This is a genomic window from Cyanobium sp. Cruz CV13-4-11, from assembly GCF_024346055.1.
In the GTDB taxonomy this organism is placed as follows: Bacteria; Cyanobacteriota; Cyanobacteriia; order PCC-6307; family Cyanobiaceae; genus Cyanobium.
This window is the reverse complement of sequence record NZ_JAGQCH010000004.1, coordinates 178,460-196,852: the sequence shown is the minus strand read 5'-3', so window position 1 is coordinate 196,852 and position 18,393 is coordinate 178,460. Positions and strand designations below refer to the sequence as shown.

Genomic DNA, 18,393 nt, shown 5'->3' with positions numbered 1-18,393 from the left:
ACCGTTTTTGTCGTGCCTGTGGCACTGATCCCGGTGAAGTCGGTGCCGAGGGTGGCGGTGCCGGCCACGGTGTAATTCACCGTCAACGCGCTGGTGGTAGGGCCAGTGCGGGAGAAGGTATAGATCAAATTGGCGGTGCCATCTTCTGTCACCGAAGCTGGTGCGACGCTGAGGCTGATGGTGCTTGTTAAGGCAGCAAATGAGCTGACGGTAACGAACTCCTCGTTGCCGAAGCCATCGATGTAGGTGACCTGGGCCCGCAGGCTGAGGCCGTCCAGCTCCGGCGGCACGGGGAACGACACGCCCTCGCCCACTTCTTCCCAGACCACGCCATCGGCGGTAGCTTCCCAGATCACCTCAAAGGTGCCGTCGCCATTGCCGTCGGGGTCGCCCACGGTGCGATCGACGCTGACGATCTCACCGGGCAGCGGGCTGCCGCTGATTGTGAAACTGGCGGGGCCCAGGTTGCCGATGCCGCCATCGGCCAGGGGGGCCCCATCGGCACCGATCGTGTCGGTGAGGTCGGCGCCGGCAAAGTTGGCGCTGCCCGAGTTGAGGGCGCCGGAGAGGTCGGCGGCGTTGAGATTGGCGCCGCGGAAATCGGTCTGGTTGAGGTTGGCCCCCGTCAGCTCGGCCTCGAACAGCAGGGCATTGCGCAGGTTGGCGCCACTGAGGTTGGCGCCCTCAAGGATCGCGCCGCTGAGGTTGGCGCCGCTGAGGTCGGCGCCGCTGAAGTCGACTCCGGTGAGGTCGGCGCCCACGAGCACTCCGCCGGCGAGGTTGGCCCCCACGAAGCGCGAGTCGATGAGGATGGTTTCGAACAGGCGCACCCCCGCCAGGTTGGCGCCGGTGAAGATGCTGCCGGTCAGGTCGCTGGCCAGCAGGCGGGCGTCGCGCAGGTCGGCGTTGGCGAAGTTGAGATTGAAGCTGGTGGGCAGGTCTGCCAGGGCCGAACCCAGAGGCAGCTCGGCGTTCACCTGGGCGAACAGGGCACCGCGCAGGTTGGCGCCGCTGAAGTCAACCGCCTCGAGATAGGCGTTGAGCAGCCGGCTGCCGCTGAGGTTGATGCCGGTGGCGTTGATGGGGGTGGCGCTGGCACCGAATACAGCGATGCCGTTGAACACCTGGTTGGCCAGCTGGGCGCCGGCACTGAAGCGGCCATCGCTGACCAGGCTGCCCACCTCGGGCTCGTCGCCGGGGGCACCGGGCACGCCGAGGGCACCGAACAGGTTGGCGCCGCCGAAGCTGGCGCTGCCGGTGGCATCGGTGAAGTCGGCATTCACCAGATTGGCGTCGGTGAACAGGGCACCGTTGATGACTCCCCCCAGCAGGGTGGCGCCGAACATGGTGGCGCCGGTGAAGTTGGCACCGCTGAGATTGGCGCCATCAAGGATGGCTGAAGCCAGGTTGGCGCCGCTGAAGTTGGCGCCGCTGAGGTTGGCGCCGCTGAGGTCAGCGCCGCTGAGGTCGGCACCGGCCAGGTTGGCGTTCTGGAACGAGGCCCCCGCCAGGATCGCCTCCCGCAGGAGGGTGCCTGCAGCGTTGGCGCCGTTGAAGATGGCGCTGGTGAGATCGGTAGCCAGGAAGCGCACCCGGGTGAGGGTGGCGCCGCTGAAGGTGCTGCCGCTGAGGTTGCCGCCGGAGAAGATGGCGCCGGTGAGATTGGCATTGCTGAAGCTGTTGGCCACCAGCTCGCTGGCGGAGGTGGCCAGCACTGCGGGCGGTTCGGCGCTCAGCTCTCTGAAGTAGGCGCCGGAGAGGTTGGCGCCGCTGAAGCTCACCCCGGCGAAGTACACCGCCTGGAAGGTGCTGTTGCTGAGATTGATGCCACTGAGGTTGCGGTTCACCACGAATAACTCAGCGAAGCTGCGGTTGCTGAGGTCGGCGCCGGCGATGAAGCGGGGATCGGGCTCGGTGGCGCTCACCTCCACTGGCTCGGGGGGCACAATTTCGAACGGTGGATCCAGGGGTTGGCCCGGCAATCCTTCCGTGCCCAGGAGGTTGGCACCGCTGAAACTGGCGGCACTGGCACCGAATCCGAAGAAGGAGCCAGTGAATTCGCTGAAGTTGAGGGTGGCGTTGCTGAAGTTGGCCCCTTCGAAGTCGGCCTGGAGAGCACTGCCGAGCACGAAGCTCACGCCGCTGAAGTCGGCTCCGGTGGCCGTGACGTTGGTGAGCTCGGCGCCGTCGAGGAGGGCGCCGTCGAGCTGGGCACCGGTGAGATCGGCGCCGATCAGTTTGGTGTTGCTGAGATTGGCGCCGCGCAGGTCGGCTCCGCTGAGGTTGATGCCGCTGAGGTCGAGCTCGGAGAGGTTGGCGCCCCGCAGGTTCACCCCGGAGAGGTTGGCATCGGCGAAGATCACCTCAATGAAGCGGGCCCCGCTGAAGTTGGTGGGGGTGCCATCGGTGGCCGGCCGCAGGTCGGAACCGGCGAAGTTGAAGCCCTCGAACACGGCACCGCTGAAGTTGGCGCCGCGCAGGTTGAGATCGAAGCTGGTGGGCAGCGCCGCGAAGGTGCTGCCGGAGGGCAGCGATGCGTTGATGCCGCTGAACAGGGTATTGCTGAAGTTGGCCTTGCTGAAGTTGACGTTGTAGAAGAAACCACCCTCAATGGTGCTGCCGGAGAGGTTGATGCCGCTGAGGTCGGCGTCGATCGCCACCAGGCCCTCAAAGAACTGGTTGCTCAGATCGGCACCCGCATCCAGGGAGGATGCCTCGATGCCGACGGCTTCGATGGTGATCGCCCCGGTGGTCACGGTGCGGCTGGCGCCGCTGCCGAAGTTGGAGCCGGTGAAGTCGGATCCAGTGAGGTTGGCGCCGATCAGGGTGGCGCCGGTGAGATCGACCGCCAGGGCCTTGCCTTCGAAGAAGCTGATGCCGTTGAGGTTGGCGCCCACCAGCTGGGCCCCGGAGAGCTCGGCCCCGGAGAGGTCTGCTCCTTCCAGGTTGGCGCCACTGAAGATGGCGCCCATCAGCTTGGCGCCGGCCAGGTTGGCGCCGCGCAGGTCGGCGTTGGCGAAGTTGGCGCCGGTGAGGTCGAGTTCGAAGAAATCGGCACCCCGGAAATCGGCGCCGCTGAAGTTCACCCCCAGCAGGATCGTCTCCTGCAGCACCAGGCTGCTGCCCACCACACCGGAAAGGTTGGCGTCGGTGAGGTTGGTGCCCAGGAACACGGCACCACTGAGGTTGGCGCCGCTGAAGTCGCTGCCGGAAAGATCGCCGGCGATCACCGTGAGGCGACTGAGGTTGGCGTTGCGGAAGTCCAGCTCGAAGCTGGTGGGCGGCGTGGCGAAGAAGCCGGAGGGCGCGGAACCGTTCAGCTCCGCCAGCACCACATTGCTGAAGTTGGCATTGCTGAAGTTGATGTTGTAAAGGAAGCTCGCAGTGATGACACTGCCGCTCAGATCCATGCCGGTGGCATCCACATTGGCCACGGCGATCTCGGTCAGGAACTGGTTGCGCAGGCTGGCGCCCACGTCAAACAGCGACACCTCGATGCCTACCGCATCCAGGGTGATTGCACCGGTGATGTCGGTCCGGCTGGCGCCGCTGCCGAAGTTGGATCCGGTGAAATTGCTGGCGCTGAGGTTGGCCTGCAGCAGGCTGCTATTGCGCAGGTCGGCGCCGAGCACCTGGGCATTGGTGAGGGTGGCGCCGTTGAGGGTGGCGCCGTTGAGGCTGGCGCCGTTGAGGATCGCCCCATCGAGGAAGGCACCGGTGAGGTTGGCGCCGCTGAGGTTGGCGCCGCTGAGATTGGCCTTGCTGAGGTTGATCCCCTGCAGGTTGGCGCCACTCAGGTTCACCCCGGTCAGGTCGGTTTCCGAGAGGTCGCCGCCGGCGAACACCACCCCCTGCAACAGGGCGCCCGAGAGGTTGGCCTTGGCCAGGTTGATGCCACCGGCGGTGACGCCGGTGAAGTTGGCGTTGCTGAGGTTGCTTTCCGGCAGCTGGGCGGCCCGCAGGTTGGTGGCCGTGCCGTCGGCATGGTTGCGGAAATCGGCACCGCTGAAATTGGTGCCCTTGGCCTGCAGGAAGCTGAGGTCGGCGCCGCGGAAGTTCAGGCGGAAGGTGCTGAACAGCGAGGCTTCCGGCGCCCCGAGCGGTGCGCTCTTGTTGAAGCCATTCAGGATGACGCCCCGCAGGCTGGCCTTGGAGAAATCAACGTTGTAAAAGAAGCTGTCCTTGATGGTGGCGCCGGTGAGGAGGATGCCGCTGGCGTTGGCACCGATCACCTCTACCTTCTCGATCAGCTGGAAGCGCAGGTCGGCGCCGGCAGTGAAGCCGGCCACATCGCCCGTGCCCACCAGGCCGGGATCGAAGGTGGCGGGCCCGGTTGGTGGCTCGACGGGCGGCTCCACTGGGGGGATGGACGGAGGCACCACCGGAGCGGTGATCACCGTTTCACTGTTGTTGGCGCCATCCAGATAGGTCACCACCAGGCGCAGGCCCTGGCCGGCGTCGGCATCGGCCACCTCGTAGGTTTCCTCGGTGCCTACCGTGATCCACTGCACCCCATCGGCGGAGCGCTGCCACAGGTAGGAGAAGGAGCCGTCGCCATCGGGATCGGGGCTGAGCTGGTTGGCCTCGAGCAGCTCACCCACAGCCGGGTCGCCATCGATGGCGAAGCGGGCCTGACCAGGGGTGATGGTAGGTCCACCGGGGTCAACGCCCAGGCCGATGGTGTCCACCTGCACGGTGCCGGTGAGGATCGCCCGCCCGCTGCCGCTGCCGAGGATGGCGCCGGTGAAGTTGGCCTTGCTCAGGTCAGCGCCGGTGAGGTCGGCGCCGGTGAGGTCGGCGTCCTTGAAGGTGGCCTCCAGCAGCTTGGCGCCGCGCAGGATCGCGCCTCGCAGGTTGGCGCCGGTGAAGTCGGTCTTGCCCATATCAGCGCCGGTGAAATTGGCGCCGGCGACGTTGGCGGCTTTGAAGCTCACCTCCAGCAGGCTGGCGCCCTGGAGGTTGGCCCCCTGGAGGTTCACGCCGGTGAAGTCGGCCTTGCCGAAGTCGGAGGCACCGATCACCGCATTGGTGAGGTTGGTGCCGATCAGGATCCCCTCGGTGACGTTGGAGCCCCCCAGCAGGGCGTTGGCCAGGATGGCCAGGGTGAGATCGGCCCCCTGGAAGAGGGCCTTGCGCAGGTCGGCGCCGGTGAAGTCGGCCTTGCGCAGGTCGGCGCGCTGGAAGCTGATCTCCGCGGCACTTACCCCGCGGAAACTGGCGTTGGCAAGGTAGCTATCGTCAAACTTCACCTTCTCCAGCCGGGTGATCTGGCCGGGCAGGGAGCTGAAATTGCTGCCGGAGAGGTAGGCGTCGGAGAAGTCGGCGGCAAACAGATTGGCCCCGCGGAAATCCAGGTTCCAGTTGGTGTTGGCCAGATAGGTGGTCAGCTCGAAGCCGGGCTGCTGCTGCTCCGGCACCGGCAGGTTCTGGGGAATGAAGTTGTTGATGTCAGCCCACTTGCTGTTGCTCAGATCGGCGCCGCGGAAGCTCACATTGCGGATGTAGCCGTCGGCCAGATCCAGGTCCGAGAGGTCCTGGCCATCGAAATTCAGGTTCACGGCGATGAAGCTGTCGCTGCCGGTGCTGGCCGCCTGCAGGGCCTCGCGGGTGGCGCTGGTCACCACGGCGCTGGCCAGCTCGCCGGGGTCAGGAGCAGGAGGCGTGGGCGGTGGAGTGGGTGTGGTGGTGGTTGGGGCACTGAGGGTGCCGCTGATGCTGAAGCGCAGATCGCCCTCCTGGGCGAAACCCTCCTTTTCCAGCATGGCGCCCTGGGCGTAGGGGCCGATGCCATCGGAGGCGGTGATGTACACCTTGCCATCGGTGGTGGAGCTGGAGAGCCGCAGCACATAGGACTGGCCCTGCTGCAGCGCCAGGCCGGTGATGCCACTGAGGGTGGCGGTGCCGTCGGCGGCCTGGCCAAGCTGGGAGGAGGGGATCGCGCGCTGCCAGAGCACGCTGCCGTTCCAGGAGGAGCGCACGCTCACGGTGATCGTCTGACTAGCGGCATCGGGCTCGCGGTAGAGGCCGAGGGCGATCGTGTTCACCGTGGCGGTGCCGCCGCCGGAGCCGATCTGGAAGGTCTGGCCCCAGGGCTGGTCGGCCTTGACCTCATAGGGCTTGAGGCCGGAAGGATTGCCAATGGCGAAGGAATTGATCACAGTGGTGAAGTGAATCAGTTAAATCGTAAAAAACACTTGGCCCTGGCCTGGCGGGAATGTCAATGAATGAAGATCATGAACCCCTTCTCCTCGGGAAGGGCAGGAAGAAATGAATTGCGCAGCAACCGGTCCCAAAAAATAAGACTGCTGCGGTCCTGCTGAGGATTCGCCTGCGCAAATCGCCTGGATGCGAAGAAATTAACTATAACGGTTAATCGATTAACAATTGGCCTGCATGCCTTCGCTGGCCCATTGGGGTGCAGTGGCATCAACGCCGCAGGCAGCCCAGGGGCAAATGCAGGCTTGCTCTCAGGCCGCCCCCGGGGGCCCTGTCCAGGCTGAGCCGGCCTCCGGCATTGCGGCAGAAGCTCTCCACAATCTGCAGGCCCAGCCCGGAGTGGCGTTGCTGGCCCCGGTCGTCCGAGCGGGGCTGCAGGGGCATGGTGAGGATCGAGGGGGTGGGCATCCCTTCGCCATGATCGTCCACAGTGATCACAACTTCCATCCCCTTGAGTTCCGCCCCGATCCGCACGGGTGGCCGCCCGTACTCCACGGCGTTGTCAATCAGGTTGTTGAGACTGCGCTGCAGTCCTGCCTGGTCCAGGTGCACGATCCAGGCAGGCACAGCGATCTCCACGGTGCCGAGCCTGTAGCTGGCGGCCACGCGCCCGCAGAATTGGTCCAGCAGGAAGTCCTGCGGGCCCAGGTAACCATCGGCGGCATCGCCCAGGATTGAGATCTGCTCGGCCAGGGCCCGCAGCAGCGCCAGGTCTCCCTCCAGGCTGGGGACTTCGATCGTCTGTCCCAGTTCCATGCGCACCTGCAGCCGGGTGAGCGGGCTGCGCAGGTCATGGCTGAGGGTGCGCAGCAACAGGCGGCGGGACTGCTCGTTTGCATTGATCTGTTCATAGAGTTCGTTGATCCGCTGCACCAAACGACGCACGGACTTCATCCCCTGAGGGGGCATCAGGTCGAACTGGCGCCCCCGGGTGTGTTCCATCGAATGCAGTAGCCGCTTCAGCGGCGCGTTCATCCGCAGGTGCAGGTACAGCAGCGTGCCCAGCAGAACCCCCACCAACAGGAGCAGGGGGCGCCAGGCCGGCAAAAACCAGCTGCTCAGGCCCAGGGCGCTGCGGGAGTTGAGCCAGTAGCTGCCTGGCTTGTTCCCCACGTCCAGGCGGATCCAGTATCCGGGCAGAAATTGCCCCCTCTCCGGGGGGTCCACGAGCACCGTGCGGCGGAGGTTATGGCCCTTTGCCAGGGTCTCCACCAGTTCAAGATCGTCGGCGGTCAGTCTCCCGTGGGCTTCGTCCGGACGGGAGCTGGCCACCACCAGCGGCGGCGAGGGCAGTTCGTCGGGCTCGCGGGTCTCCAGGGCGATCTCGGCCAGGCGGATCTTGCTCTCGATCCGGTCGGCCGATTCCTCCAGAATCTGGGGCTCAAGCAGCTCCCGCAGGGGCTGGAACAGCACCAGGCCGCTGAATCCTGCACACAACAGCCACAGAAGCAGCAGCTCCGCTCCGTCCCTCCAGGACAGCGGCAGGTTGCCGAGGCTGAACCTCATGCCAGGCAGGGACCATGCAGTTCTTTCCTCAGCCGGTCGCCTATTGGCTTGCGCATCTGTTGGATGGGCCATGACCCGTCGATCCACTGCTACAGGGGCGAGGTTAAACTATTATTAAAAATTGTTAGCATGCTTCTGCGGATCGTTGCGCATCGGTCCTAAGCCCATCAGTCACCGTTTCCGTTGCACGCTTACCCTTTGACACGGCAGTGGAGCAGGTACCCCCCAATTGTTCGCTTCACCCAGCCCGGCCCGCGCCCTGGCCCCTGTTTGCCGGAAGGGCGCTTCCGATCTTTTCACCCATGCAAAACACCGATGCAGAACAGTGAAGATCTTGTTGGGCTGGCACACACCGTGGCGGAATCCGATGTTCTGTGGATGCTCGACGACGATGTAGAACTCTGCCGCATGATCGAGACCTATTTTGAACGCCTGGGCTGGACGTTCCGGAGCTTTCATGCTGCCAGGGATTTCGAATTCGCCCTGCTGGAGTCCAGTCCCGAAGCGGCCATTGTTGATCTGATGCTGCCTGGAAAAACCGGCCTGGAACTGGTGCAGAGCCTGCAGGTATCCGGCTTCCACTTTCCAGTGCTGATGCTCTCAGCGATGGGTTCCCCCTCCGACCGAGTGGTGGGACTGGAGGCCGGCGCCAACGACTACCTGGCGAAGCCCTTCCTCTGCCGCGAACTGCAGCTCCGCATTGTCAAAATGCTCGACATCCGCAGGAGGGACTCGACAGCGGCCCTGCCGTTGCGTCCTGCAGCCGCCCGATACCAGTGGGAGCGACTGGTGTTCGAAGTGGGTTCTCGGCGACTGGTGAGCGGGAATCTCTGCGAGCCGCTCTCTCGTGGAGACGCAGCCCTGCTGGAGGCCCTCTGCACAGCCGGCGGTCCGATCAGCCGCCAGGCACTGCTCAGGGCCACTGGGAGCCTGGTGGACACGGAGGAAACCCGCACGATTGATGTGCGGATCTTCCGGTTGCGGGGTCTGTTGAAGAAACTGAACGACGGCAACGATCTGATCCGGTCTGTGCGCGGCAGGGGCTACCAGATTGCCCAGGCCCCGGCGGTTATTCAGTAGCCGGGGGCTGCCGCAGCAGCCGATCCGGCCGAGCCTCAGCCGTCGTAGGCCCCTTCCGGGTTCCAGGCGGTATTGGCAGCGGGGAGCAGCTGCACCCACCAGCCGATGAGGAGAGAGAATCGATACCATCGCCACTGCAGGCTGGACGGGGTCAGTTGTCTGTAAAAAACTTCATTGGATTCTCGGGTCATGGGGCTCGTCCAAGAAGCGCTGACGACGCGTCCTCATTTTAGCGAAGATCTGCTCGTAGTCCGTAAAGCCCAGCTGGAGGGGGTCAGCCATCCGTTCCAGTCTCAGTCTGGGATCTGGATTGATTTTAGCGGGTTTTTCAGGGGTTTCTTAACTGAACCCAAGCGCGGTCCTGAACAGCAACCAAGCTCCGCAGGCCCGGGCGGCAGCGCCAGCAGCCCACTAAGAGTTTTCGTAACCATTCAGGGGTCGGGACGCGCCGCCGCGCGAGTTTACGCCTGCTCGCCCATGGCTGAGCGAGCAAAGAAGCAGTGCTGCCTTTGCTGCTGAACTCAGGGATCCGGCAGCAGTGATGGCATCACACCGCCGCGGTGATGGGCAATCCAGGCCTGCTCCAGGAACTCCCAGACATCTCGGCCCTGTTGCCGCAGGCTGGTGGTGACCGTGAGCAGTCGGCTACGACAGATGGCACCGCTGGCGGACTGTACGCCATGGCTGTTGCTCGGCATATCCCTGATTTTGCGCTGGATGACGGATTGGCGCAGGGCACGTACTCCTGCGGAGAAGACTTCGTCTACAGCAGCGTTGTTGGTGGGTTCGACGCCGTGGGTCTCAAGAAAAGTCCATAGGGCTTCTTTGCGTTGCAGCAACTTATGGCAAGTGCGCACGGTCTGGGCCCATGGTGTTCGCTCCTTTCGCGCAAAACCCAGATCCACCACCCGCTGCAGTGCGCCCTCGAAGTGCTGGCGGATCGGCCGACAATTTTGCTGGAGTTGATCCCAGTCGATTGTGCCGTCTTTCCACTGGTGCCACTGAACAAACAGCTGCTGCTGCAACGCCAACAGTTCCCGGCCCATCTCGCCACTGACGCCCGGGCGTTCGGCGATGGCGGTCAGGTCGCGGATCAGATGCGCCCAGCACAGCTGCCTTTGCATCACCGGCAGGTGGTTGTAAGCAGAAAAGCGATCACTCACCACAATGCCGCCAAAGGCGTTCCCCAGCAGCTCGATCGCCGCGGCGGCCGATCGGCTCAGCCCCTGCAGAAACACCGTCACCACCGGTGTGACCATTACCCACTGCCAACCGCGCTTGCGTTCGGGATTGCCGCCCACCGCTTCGCGGAAGACTGCGTCTACTTGTGCCACGAGTCAAACGTTCTCTATGAATACTGACGCAACTGTATCGAGGATGGGAGTTTGGCCTCCCGGAGCCGGCCTGCAGGGGCAGGCTCCAAACCACCCCATGCTGCTGCGCTTAAGAGGTGTGGTGGTGAGCGATGGGGAAAAGGCGGACTTGAGCCGTCAGGTGAGCGATGAGAAGATGAGCAAAAGCGAACCGCTGAAGACGCAACCGCTGCGCGGAAGCCCAAGGGCTACGAAAAGTCTTCCAGAAGCTGTCAAAACGGGCGCAGGTAGGCGGTGCCCGGAAGAGTGTGGACGTTACCTGCTTACGGTCCACGCGGCAGCCGGTGTTCAGGCGGCATGAGCTCATCGCAGGCCTCGATACGGAACGTGGGAACCTGACATGGGGTGCTCTAGCCGCAGGCTTCCGCGCAGCGGTAGGGAAAGCCACAAGTGGCCACAACCACGAGGGCGAATACCAATACCCATGGCAGGGGCGGAGCAGCCCGTAGTAGTGATGAAGGAGCTGTAATGGCTCTGGAGCGAAGGGGCTGCGTTATCCAAACTGAGCCAAAGCATCAACCAGTTCGCTGGGAGGAATGCGAGTGGTTCAGAGAACAACGCGCTGCCATCAACGAGTGGAGCCATTGGCATCACTTGTGGCAGCAATGTTGGGATAACAGGAGCCGTATGACGCGAGAGTGTCACGTACGGATCTGTGGGAGCCTCGGGGGGAAGTTCCCCGGGGCCACCCGGCGGCATTGCCGGTGGGGGCACCGGTTTCAACCGCTGCGCGCAAGACTTCGTCTATGACGTAGGCCACCGGCTGCTGCCGCGCCGCCGCCAGCGCCTCCTCCATCGATTGCTCCAGGGCTGCGCTCAGCCGTTGGCGGATCGCAGCGATCGCTCCTCGGCTGTAGACGAAGTCTTCTCCGCAGGAGTACTCCACTCCCAACAACTTATCCAGCAGCGCCTGGGTCTTGCTGAAACTCAGAGGGAAAGCACTACCCAGCAGACCCACCAGGGCACTGAGCCGGGGCCCGTAGCGGCTGTGCTCCACATCCGCCGGCCGTTCGGCGCAGGTGCTTGTGGAGCAGCAGGGACAGACCAGGCGGTGCAATCGATGCTCGATCAGCAAAGGAGTGATCGGCGGGATCTCGATCACCTGATGACGTAGCGGCCCTGGATCCTCTCCCCGCAGCAGGGTGCCGCAGCGGCGGCAGGCATCGGGATGGTGCTCCACCACCTCGTCGCAACGCTCCATCGGCAGCAGCTCAGGCCCCGATCCCGGATGACCCTGCTGACCGCCCCGCTTGCGGCCACTGCCCTTACGCCGCTCGGGTGGCTTGAACCCAGGCCTATCACTGGAGGGCGGTTTGGAGGAGTTGCGCGAGCTGCGGCCGATCCGCTCGCGCAGGCTGGCCAGTTCGGTGGCCAGGGCGGCGAGCTGGGCCCGGAGTTGCTCGTTCTCCTGACGGAGCGCCAGTGTCTCCTCCTGCTGAGTACGGATAAGAGCTCTGGCACTGGCCGGCCACGCCAGCCAGTCCGCCTTGGAAATCCCGGCAGGAGCGGCGTCCATCGCAAGCAGTCTCTGACTGAGATGCAACCGGGAATCAAGCCACCGTCAAGGGTTCAGCAGGGCCGATGTTCGTTGCGAGCTGTCCCGGCCCCTGAATGGGTACGATTTCTGTTCGGCCTCAGCAATGGACTGCATCGCCAGGGATCCGCTGACCTGTGGCGCCAGCTCCTTGCATCGCTCGTTCCAGTCCGCGATGACCCTGCCCATCGCAGCTTCGGCAGAGGACATGCCGATCGCGGTCTCAGCGGCGATGGACTTGGCGATCCCTGCGTGGCGCCTTGATAGCGCAATGGCCTCAAGGTGAAGGCTGGCCAGAACAGCACCTACCGCCTGCGAATTCCTGTCAGCCGTCTGCAGGCTGAGTTGAGCGGACCTCCTGGCTCTCCCATGCTGGCCTGGCGGAGGGAGGGAGGGAGGCTCCGGGATTGGCTGGCTTTGATGGCTGTCCCTTCGTGATGCGCTGCATTGCTTTCTAGGGGGCGCCGCCTTGCGGCGAGTCTCAATTGAGACGCATAGTACCAGTTTTTCCTATCTGGTCCCTCGCGTGTCCACCAGCCACGGTGCCGTTCATCAAAAATTGGATCCCCACCCCCTTCTGGTGGATTGCGAGGCGGTGAGATCGACGCTTGCTCTCCGGATTTAGGTGCACAATTGGGCACACGAGCCACCGCCAGTAGGCATCCCGTAGGCACAGCACCCCCGAGATCCACTGCGCGGCAACGCTTCCCGGCTTACTCATAATTCGCCTTAGCCGGGTTCGATCCCCGGGACCCCCATGTGCCTCACTCGCCCCACATCCTCAACAGGTTGGTGTAGCTGCGGGTGAGCAGGTCGAAGATGTCGTCGTTCCCCTCTTGCTGGAAGAGGGCCAGGCGGGCGGTGTTGAGCTCGAACAGCAGTTCGCGTCTGTCGCTGCGGCGCACCCGGCTCTGGATCCAGCCCACGGCCACCATGGGCTGCGGCCAGGCCCCCGAGTCGCAGGAGCCGGAGGGCGGCGAAGGCGGCGAGGGGTGAGTCGGGCGGCGGGGCCTAACCTGCTTCCAACTTCACCCAACGATGCGCTTTCTGGTCCTGGCGATCCTGTTGGCCCTGCTGGCCTTCTTCGCTGCCGGGGAGCTTGCGTTGATTCGCCTGCGGCCCAGCCGGGTTCAGCAGCTCGAGGAGGCGGAGGAGCCCGGGGCCCGTTCCGTGGCCCGGCTGCAGCACCGGATGCGCAGCGTCCTCGTTGCCACCCAGCTGGGCCTGGTCCTGGCGTTGCTGGCCATGGGCTGGCTGGCCCGCGGCCTGGCGGAACAGGTGGCCGGCTGGATGGGTTGGCGTGAACAGGCCTGGATCGATGCCGGTGTCTTCCTGGCCCTGGCCCTGCTGGCCACCCTCCTGGGCGGACTGGTGCCCAAGGCCTGGGTTCTGCATCGCCCCGAAGGCTCGGCCCTGCGGCTGGCGCCGCTGCTGGAGTCGCTCACCCGCACCCTGGCGCCGCTGCTGCTGCTGATCGAGCGCTTCAGCGCGAGCCTGCTACGGCTGCTGGGCTTGCCGCGCAACTGGGATGAACTGGTGCCGGTGCTGTCGGCCGGTGAACTGGAGACCCTGATTGAGAGCGGCAGTGTGACGGGCCTGATGCCGGATGAGCGCAGCATCCTCGAGGGGGTGTTCTCCCTGCGGGACACGCTGGTGCGGGAGGTGATGATGCCGCGCTCCGGCATGGTCACCCTTCCGGTGGAGGTGACCTTCGCCGAGATGATGGAATCGGTGCACGCCAGCCAGCACGCCCGCTTTCCGGTGATCGGCAGCTCCCTCGATGACGTGCGCGGCATGCTCGACCTGCGGCGGCTGGCCGAGCCCATCGCCCGGGGACTGCTGCGCCCCGAGACCCCCCTGGCACCCTGGATCCTGCCGGTGGCCCAGGTGCAGGAAAGTGCCTCACTGGCCGACCTGCTGCCCCTGATCCGCAGTGGTCAGCCCCTGCTGGTCGTCGTCGATGAGCACGGCGGCACCGAGGGTCTTGTCACCGTCTCCGACCTCACCGGCGAGATCGTGGGCGAAGACGACAACCCGCTCGAGACGGCCCAGGATCTGCTGCAGCTCGTCGACGGCACCTGGTCGGCGGCGGGCGATCTGGAGATTGTCGAACTCAATCGCCAGCTGGGCCTGCAACTGCCCGAGGCTGACGGCCACCACACCCTGGCCGGTTTCGTCCTCGAGCGACTGCAGCACATCCCCGCTCCGGGGGAAGGCCTCAGCTGGCACGGCGTCCGCATCGACGTTCTCACCATGGATGGACCCCGCATCGAGCGGGTGCAGATCACCCTCGCCAGCATGGACGGAACCTGATCATCGATAATGCGCCCACTTGCTCCGCCCCTGCCATGAACCCAGTGCGCGTGGGTGTCATCGGCATCGGCAACATGGGCTGGCACCACGCGCGGGTGCTGAGCCTGCTGCGGGACGCCGAACTGGTGGGTGTCGCCGACCCCGACGAACCCCGTGGCCGCCTGGCGGTCGAACAGTTCGACTGCCGCTGGTTCCCCACCTACGAGGACCTGCTGGGTGAGGTGGAGGCCGTCTGCATCGCCGTTCCCACCCTGCTGCACCACCGGGTCGGCATGGCCTGCCTGCAGGCAGGGGTGCATGTGCTGATCGAGAAGCCGATCGCCGCCACCCAGGAGGAGGCGGCCGATCTGATCCGCGCCGCCGAAACCGCCGGGCGCCTGCTGCAGGTGGGCCACATCGAGCGGTTCAACCCCGCCTTCCGGGAGCTGCTGCGGGTGGTGGCCAACGAGGAGGTGGTGGTGCTTGAAGCGCGGCGCCACAGCCCCAACGCCGACCGGGCCAACGACGTGTCGGTGGTGCTGGATCTGATGATCCACGACATCGATCTGGTGCTCGAACTGGCCGCCTCTCCGGTGGTGCGGCTGGCGGCGGCCGGGGGCCGCAGCTCTGACGGCCCGATCGATTACGTCAATGCCACCCTCGGCTTCGCCAACGGCGTGGTGGCCAGCCTCACGGCCAGCAAGATGGCCCACCGCAAGATCCGCAGCCTCAGTGCCCACTGCCGCAGCAGCCTGATGGAGACGGATTTCCTCAACCGCAATCTGCGCATCCACCGGCGCTCCCATGAATCGGTGAGCGCCGACCACGGCGAGCTTCTTTACCGCAACGACGGCTTCATCGAAGAGGTGAGCACCACCTCGATCGAACCCCTCTACGCCGAACTCGAGCACTTCCTCCAGTGCGTGCGCGGCCGGGAAACCCCGGCCGTGGATGGCCTGCAGGCCTCCCGGGCCCTGCAGCTGGCCGACCTGATCGAGCAGTGCGTCGAGCAGCCCAACCTCTGCATGGCTCTGGAGGCCCCGATCTAGACACCCGCCGCTGGGATCATCGCGGCAGGGGCCGCGTCCCTGTCGGCCAGCTCCTGCAGGGCCAGCAACTGCCAGCGGCGGCAGTCGGCGGGGGAGGAGCGGTAGAAGAGATCCCAGGCTTCTGCCTTGTGGCGGCCGTAGGCCTCGCTCGGCACCTCGGGATGGCGCTGCTGCCAGCCCACCCGCACGGCGTGGCCGATCACCACGTCCAGGGCCAGGTCGTCGTCGAACTGGACCTGGGGGTTGGCGGCCACGAAGGCCATCAGGGTGAGCAGGGTCTCGATGCAGAGCCGGCGGTATTCCGGCGCCTCGATCTTGCTCAGCAGGTGCTCCACCAGGATCGCGAAGTTCTTCTCTCCCGGCGTCTTCTCGCGCAGCAGGGGGGCACTCTCGAGGCGATTGCGCCGCTCCAGCTTGTCGCCGATCACCAGGCCCCGGCAGTGGTGCAGGAGGTCCCAGATGCCCGGGTAGAAGTCCTTCGGCACCCGCTGCAGTGCCCCCAGCCGGGTGCGGTGCTGCAGCCAGCTGCCGTCCTTCGGCAGTTCCGCCAGGGGATCGGGCACCTCCCAGCGCACCCGTCCGCGCAGGTGCAGCTGTTCCTTGCGCTGCAGGGAGGCCCGGGCGTGCTCCACGTCGGCCAGCACGGCCTGGAGCCGGCGACGGATGGCGTGGGGCGGCAGGCTGCAGAGGCTTTCGAAGGCCTCGCTGGGGCTGAGGTTGGCCTCCGCCGCCAGCTCTCCGGTGAGCAGCAGCAGGAACTGCCCCAGCTGCAGGGTGAGGCTGCCGCTAAGCAGATCCACGTGGGAGCGGGCCAGGGCGTCGATGGCCAGCAGCAACTCCTGCTGCAGCATCCATTCCCGGCCGTCCTCGCCACTGAAGCGGCGCACCATCGCCGCGATGGCCAGGCTGCCCTCCGGTTGGCCAAGCAGCGAATCGCGGGTGTAGTTGCGGCCCACCACCACCTGCTTCTGGCGCAGCAGCAGGTCGGTGAGGGCATCCTCCAGCTGGGGGTGCACCAGGCCCATGGCGCCGGCGGCGCGGCGCACCACACTCCAGTCGGCATCGGCCAAGCCGCGGCGATAGACCTCCTCCAACAGCACCATCAGCCGCACCCCAGGACCCCTGCGTGGCCCCTGCAGGCGCGCATTGGGGCCGAGGCGGCGGCTCAGCAGTTCCAGCACCTCCGCCTGCTCCACCAGCGAGCGGCTGCTCCAGAGCCGATCGACCAGATGGGCCAGCGGGACGTCCTCCAGCTCCTGTTCCTGGCGGGCGGTGAGTGGTTGGTGGCTGGCGCTGGCCGGCAGGAGTGTGTGGCCGTCGGGCACCAGATCGCAGGCGGCCAGGGCCTGGGGCGGCAGGTCCACCAGGGTGGCCAGCGGCACCAGCTCCTCCAGCGACACCAGCCGCACCGGCACCGAGCCCAGCTGGCCCCGCTGCAGCTCACGGACCAGGTTCAGGAACGCCTCCGGGTCCCTCTGGAAGGGGCCGGCGGCGACCGGCACGAGCAGCAGGGGGGCTCCGGCGCCCCGCCAGTGGCGCTGCAGCACCCGGATCTCGGTGCCCACCGTGTCCACCAGCACCTGGGCGTCGTCGGCCAGGTAGAAGGTGTCCTCCTCCAGCACCGCTGGCAGGAAGCCGATCAGCTCGCCGTTGTGTCGGTAGAGCCTGGCGGTCGCCTGGGTCTCCATCCGCACAGGCGGATGGCCGGTGAGCCCCAGCCGCCCGTTGGCGCCCACGGTCGCCAGGCGGCGGGCCAGCTCCCGGGAACTGGCCACCCGCAGGGCGGGCGTCTCGCCCTCAGGCGGCGGCAGCACCGGCAGGCCGGCCCCCGCCAGGGCTGCGGCGACGCTGGCATCGGCGGGTGCCAGGGCCACCAGCACCTCCTCGGCCCCCGGGGGGCTGGGGTGGCGGCGGCCGCAGGGATCGAGATCGTCGGCGGTGATCAAGCCATGCAACAGCAGATCCGACAGCCAGGTGAGGCTCTGGGTCCAGAGCAGCGGGACGTTCTCGTTGGGCATGCGTTTCTGGCTGCCGGGCTGGCGCCGCTCGGCCTCGATCAGCTGCTCCGGCACCAGGTAGAGCTCGGGCAGCAGGGCCTCCCCGTCGACCGTCACGCTCAGCTCCTCCAGCTGCTGGCGCCACTGGCGGGCCTCGCTCCAGCGGCCCTCGCAGCAGGCGGTGATCAGCTCGTAGGCCAGGAACAGGGGCCACTCGCATTCGATGTGCTCGAACTGGGCCAGCTCCTCCCGCTCGTAGTGGAGCCGGCTCACGTCCTCCAGCACGGTCTGGTGGCCGTCGCGTCGGAAACGCTTGTAGCCGTAGGAGCCCGCCAGCTCGCTGCGGATCTTCTCCCGGGTGCGCGCCACGAGGGCCGGATCCTCGACGGCCCAGGCGGGGTAGCCGATCACCGAAAGGCAGGCGCTGTCGGCCTCCTTGCTGGCCGACTCCCTCGGCAGCAGGCCCCGCAGGGCGCGCCGCAGCCGCACGATGGCGTCGTGGGGAATGGTCAGGCAGCTGCTGCCGTCGCCATGGGGTCCATACAGGTCGAGCCCGATGAGGGTCTCGAGGGCGGCCTTCACCATGCCGATCGAACTGGCGTTGCGCTCCGGCTGGCCGTGGTTGCCCTTGTCGCCCCGCTCCCAGATGCCGTAGTCGGCCACCCGGTAGGCGCGGGCCACGTAATAGACGAGGTTCTGGAGGAAATCGCGCTCGTGGCTGGTCTGAACGATCACCAGCCCCGAGCGGGTGAGCTGGGCCAGCTGCAGCAGGAACAGGGCCGTGGCATCGAGCTGCAGATGGCCCCAGCCGTCGTCGGGCACCACCGGATCGCCCGTGGCGGTGTCGAACTTGGCGTGGATGGCGTCGAGCCGCTCGAGGCTGGTCTTGAAGCGCTCCACCTTCGGCGACTGGCGCATCATCGAGCGCATCAGACCCCGCATCAGCTGCAGGACCCGCTGCTCCAGCTCGAAGGAGCGGCGGCAGGGTCCCTGCAGGCGGCGGTGGGCCAGGGCCAGTCCCCAGACGCACTGGATGGAGTAGACGCAGTCCCGCACCCAGGCATCGCCGTAGTTGCCGTGCACGGTGCTGGCGGTGCTGGCGGGCAGCAGACCGGTGATCGGATGCTGCCGGCGCAGGACCACGTGCTCGATCTGGCGGTCGAGATCTTGGAGGCGGCGCCAGGCGGCGGTGGCGCTCAGGGGCTCGGGGGGCGGGCCGGAGAACGGCGCGGGAGGGGAACCAGGATCTGAGGAAGGGATAGGGGAACCGGAGCAGTTGGTGGCTGGTTGGCTGCCCATCATCTTGGCGGGATCCCAGGCCATAGATTCTGCTTCGCCGCCCCACC

At 66.1% G+C, this 18,393-nt stretch carries 10 protein-coding genes; 3 read left to right on the top strand and 7 right to left on the bottom strand.

Annotated elements, in window-relative coordinates; translation table 11 throughout:
• Both KBZ12_RS05055 and KBZ12_RS05050 read right to left on the bottom strand, forming a co-directional pair.
• On the bottom strand, positions 1-6,158 hold a 6,158-nt coding region (locus tag KBZ12_RS05055), incomplete at its 3' end, for a pentapeptide repeat-containing protein (RefSeq protein ID WP_254956732.1).
• A gap of 268 nt (positions 6,159-6,426) precedes the next feature.
• Entirely contained in the window at positions 6,427-7,722 is a 1,296-nt protein-coding gene (locus KBZ12_RS05050) for a HAMP domain-containing sensor histidine kinase (RefSeq protein WP_254956731.1), read from the bottom strand.
• Positions 7,723-8,076: 354 nt separating this feature from the next.
• Here KBZ12_RS05050 and KBZ12_RS05045 point away from each other — a divergent pair, with 354 nt between their 5' ends.
• Positions 8,077-8,802, top strand: coding sequence for a response regulator transcription factor (locus tag KBZ12_RS05045; RefSeq protein WP_254956730.1), 726 nt, complete (start codon positions 8,077-8,079; stop codon positions 8,800-8,802).
• 35 nt (positions 8,803-8,837) lie between these two features.
• On the opposite strand, the gene KBZ12_RS05040 is transcribed toward KBZ12_RS05045, so the two are convergent.
• The 4 genes from KBZ12_RS05040 to KBZ12_RS05025 form a co-directional block, all read right to left on the bottom strand.
• Positions 8,838-8,993: a hypothetical protein gene (locus tag KBZ12_RS05040; RefSeq protein WP_254956729.1), complete on the bottom strand. Its 156-nt coding sequence runs from the start codon at positions 8,991-8,993 to the stop codon at positions 8,838-8,840.
• A 330-nt stretch (positions 8,994-9,323) separates the two neighbouring features.
• On the bottom strand, positions 9,324-10,103 hold the full coding sequence (locus KBZ12_RS05035) for a transposase (RefSeq protein WP_254956728.1): 780 nt from the start codon (positions 10,101-10,103) through the stop codon (positions 9,324-9,326).
• A gap of 640 nt (positions 10,104-10,743) precedes the next feature.
• Positions 10,744-11,691 carry a DUF6444 domain-containing protein gene (locus KBZ12_RS05030; RefSeq protein WP_254956727.1) on the bottom strand — a complete coding sequence of 316 codons (948 nt, stop codon included), beginning with the start codon at positions 11,689-11,691 and terminating at the stop codon, positions 10,744-10,746.
• Between the two features lie 782 nt (positions 11,692-12,473).
• Positions 12,474-12,644, bottom strand: coding sequence for a hypothetical protein (locus KBZ12_RS05025; protein ID WP_254956726.1), 171 nt, complete (start codon positions 12,642-12,644; stop codon positions 12,474-12,476).
• Positions 12,645-12,747: 103 nt separating this feature from the next.
• On the opposite strand from KBZ12_RS05025, the gene KBZ12_RS05020 reads away from it, so the two are divergent.
• Both KBZ12_RS05020 and KBZ12_RS05015 read left to right on the top strand, forming a co-directional pair.
• On the top strand, positions 12,748-14,022 hold the full coding sequence (locus tag KBZ12_RS05020; protein ID WP_254956725.1) for a hemolysin family protein: 1,275 nt from the start codon (positions 12,748-12,750) through the stop codon (positions 14,020-14,022).
• Between the two features lie 35 nt (positions 14,023-14,057).
• The gene (locus KBZ12_RS05015) at positions 14,058-15,050 is read left to right on the top strand and encodes a Gfo/Idh/MocA family protein (RefSeq protein WP_254956724.1); all 993 of its coding nucleotides are present in this window, start codon (positions 14,058-14,060) and stop codon (positions 15,048-15,050) included.
• Here KBZ12_RS05015 and KBZ12_RS05010 read toward each other — a convergent pair.
• Positions 15,047-18,370, bottom strand: coding sequence for a glycoside hydrolase family 15 protein (locus KBZ12_RS05010; protein ID WP_254956723.1), 3,324 nt, complete (start codon positions 18,368-18,370; stop codon positions 15,047-15,049). The two genes, KBZ12_RS05015 and KBZ12_RS05010, sit on opposite strands and share 4 nt — an antisense overlap.
• Positions 18,371-18,393: the final 23 nt, after the last annotated feature.

Bases quoted from the DNA above. Each gene is read 5' to 3' on its own strand.
- KBZ12_RS05050 (WP_254956731.1), bottom strand. From the start codon at position 7,722: ATGAGGTTCAGCCTCGGCAACCTGCCGCTGTCCTGGAGGGACGGAGCG.
- KBZ12_RS05040 (WP_254956729.1), bottom strand. From the start codon at position 8,993: ATGACCCGAGAATCCAATGAAGTTTTTTACAGACAACTGACCCCGTCC.
- KBZ12_RS05030 (WP_254956727.1), bottom strand. From the start codon at position 11,691: ATGGACGCCGCTCCTGCCGGGATTTCCAAGGCGGACTGGCTGGCGTGG.
- KBZ12_RS05025 (WP_254956726.1), bottom strand. From the start codon at position 12,644: ATGGTGGCCGTGGGCTGGATCCAGAGCCGGGTGCGCCGCAGCGACAGA.
- KBZ12_RS05020 (WP_254956725.1), top strand. From the start codon at position 12,748: ATGCGCTTTCTGGTCCTGGCGATCCTGTTGGCCCTGCTGGCCTTCTTC.
- KBZ12_RS05015 (WP_254956724.1), top strand. From the start codon at position 14,058: ATGAACCCAGTGCGCGTGGGTGTCATCGGCATCGGCAACATGGGCTGG.
- KBZ12_RS05010 (WP_254956723.1), bottom strand. From the start codon at position 18,370: ATGGCCTGGGATCCCGCCAAGATGATGGGCAGCCAACCAGCCACCAAC.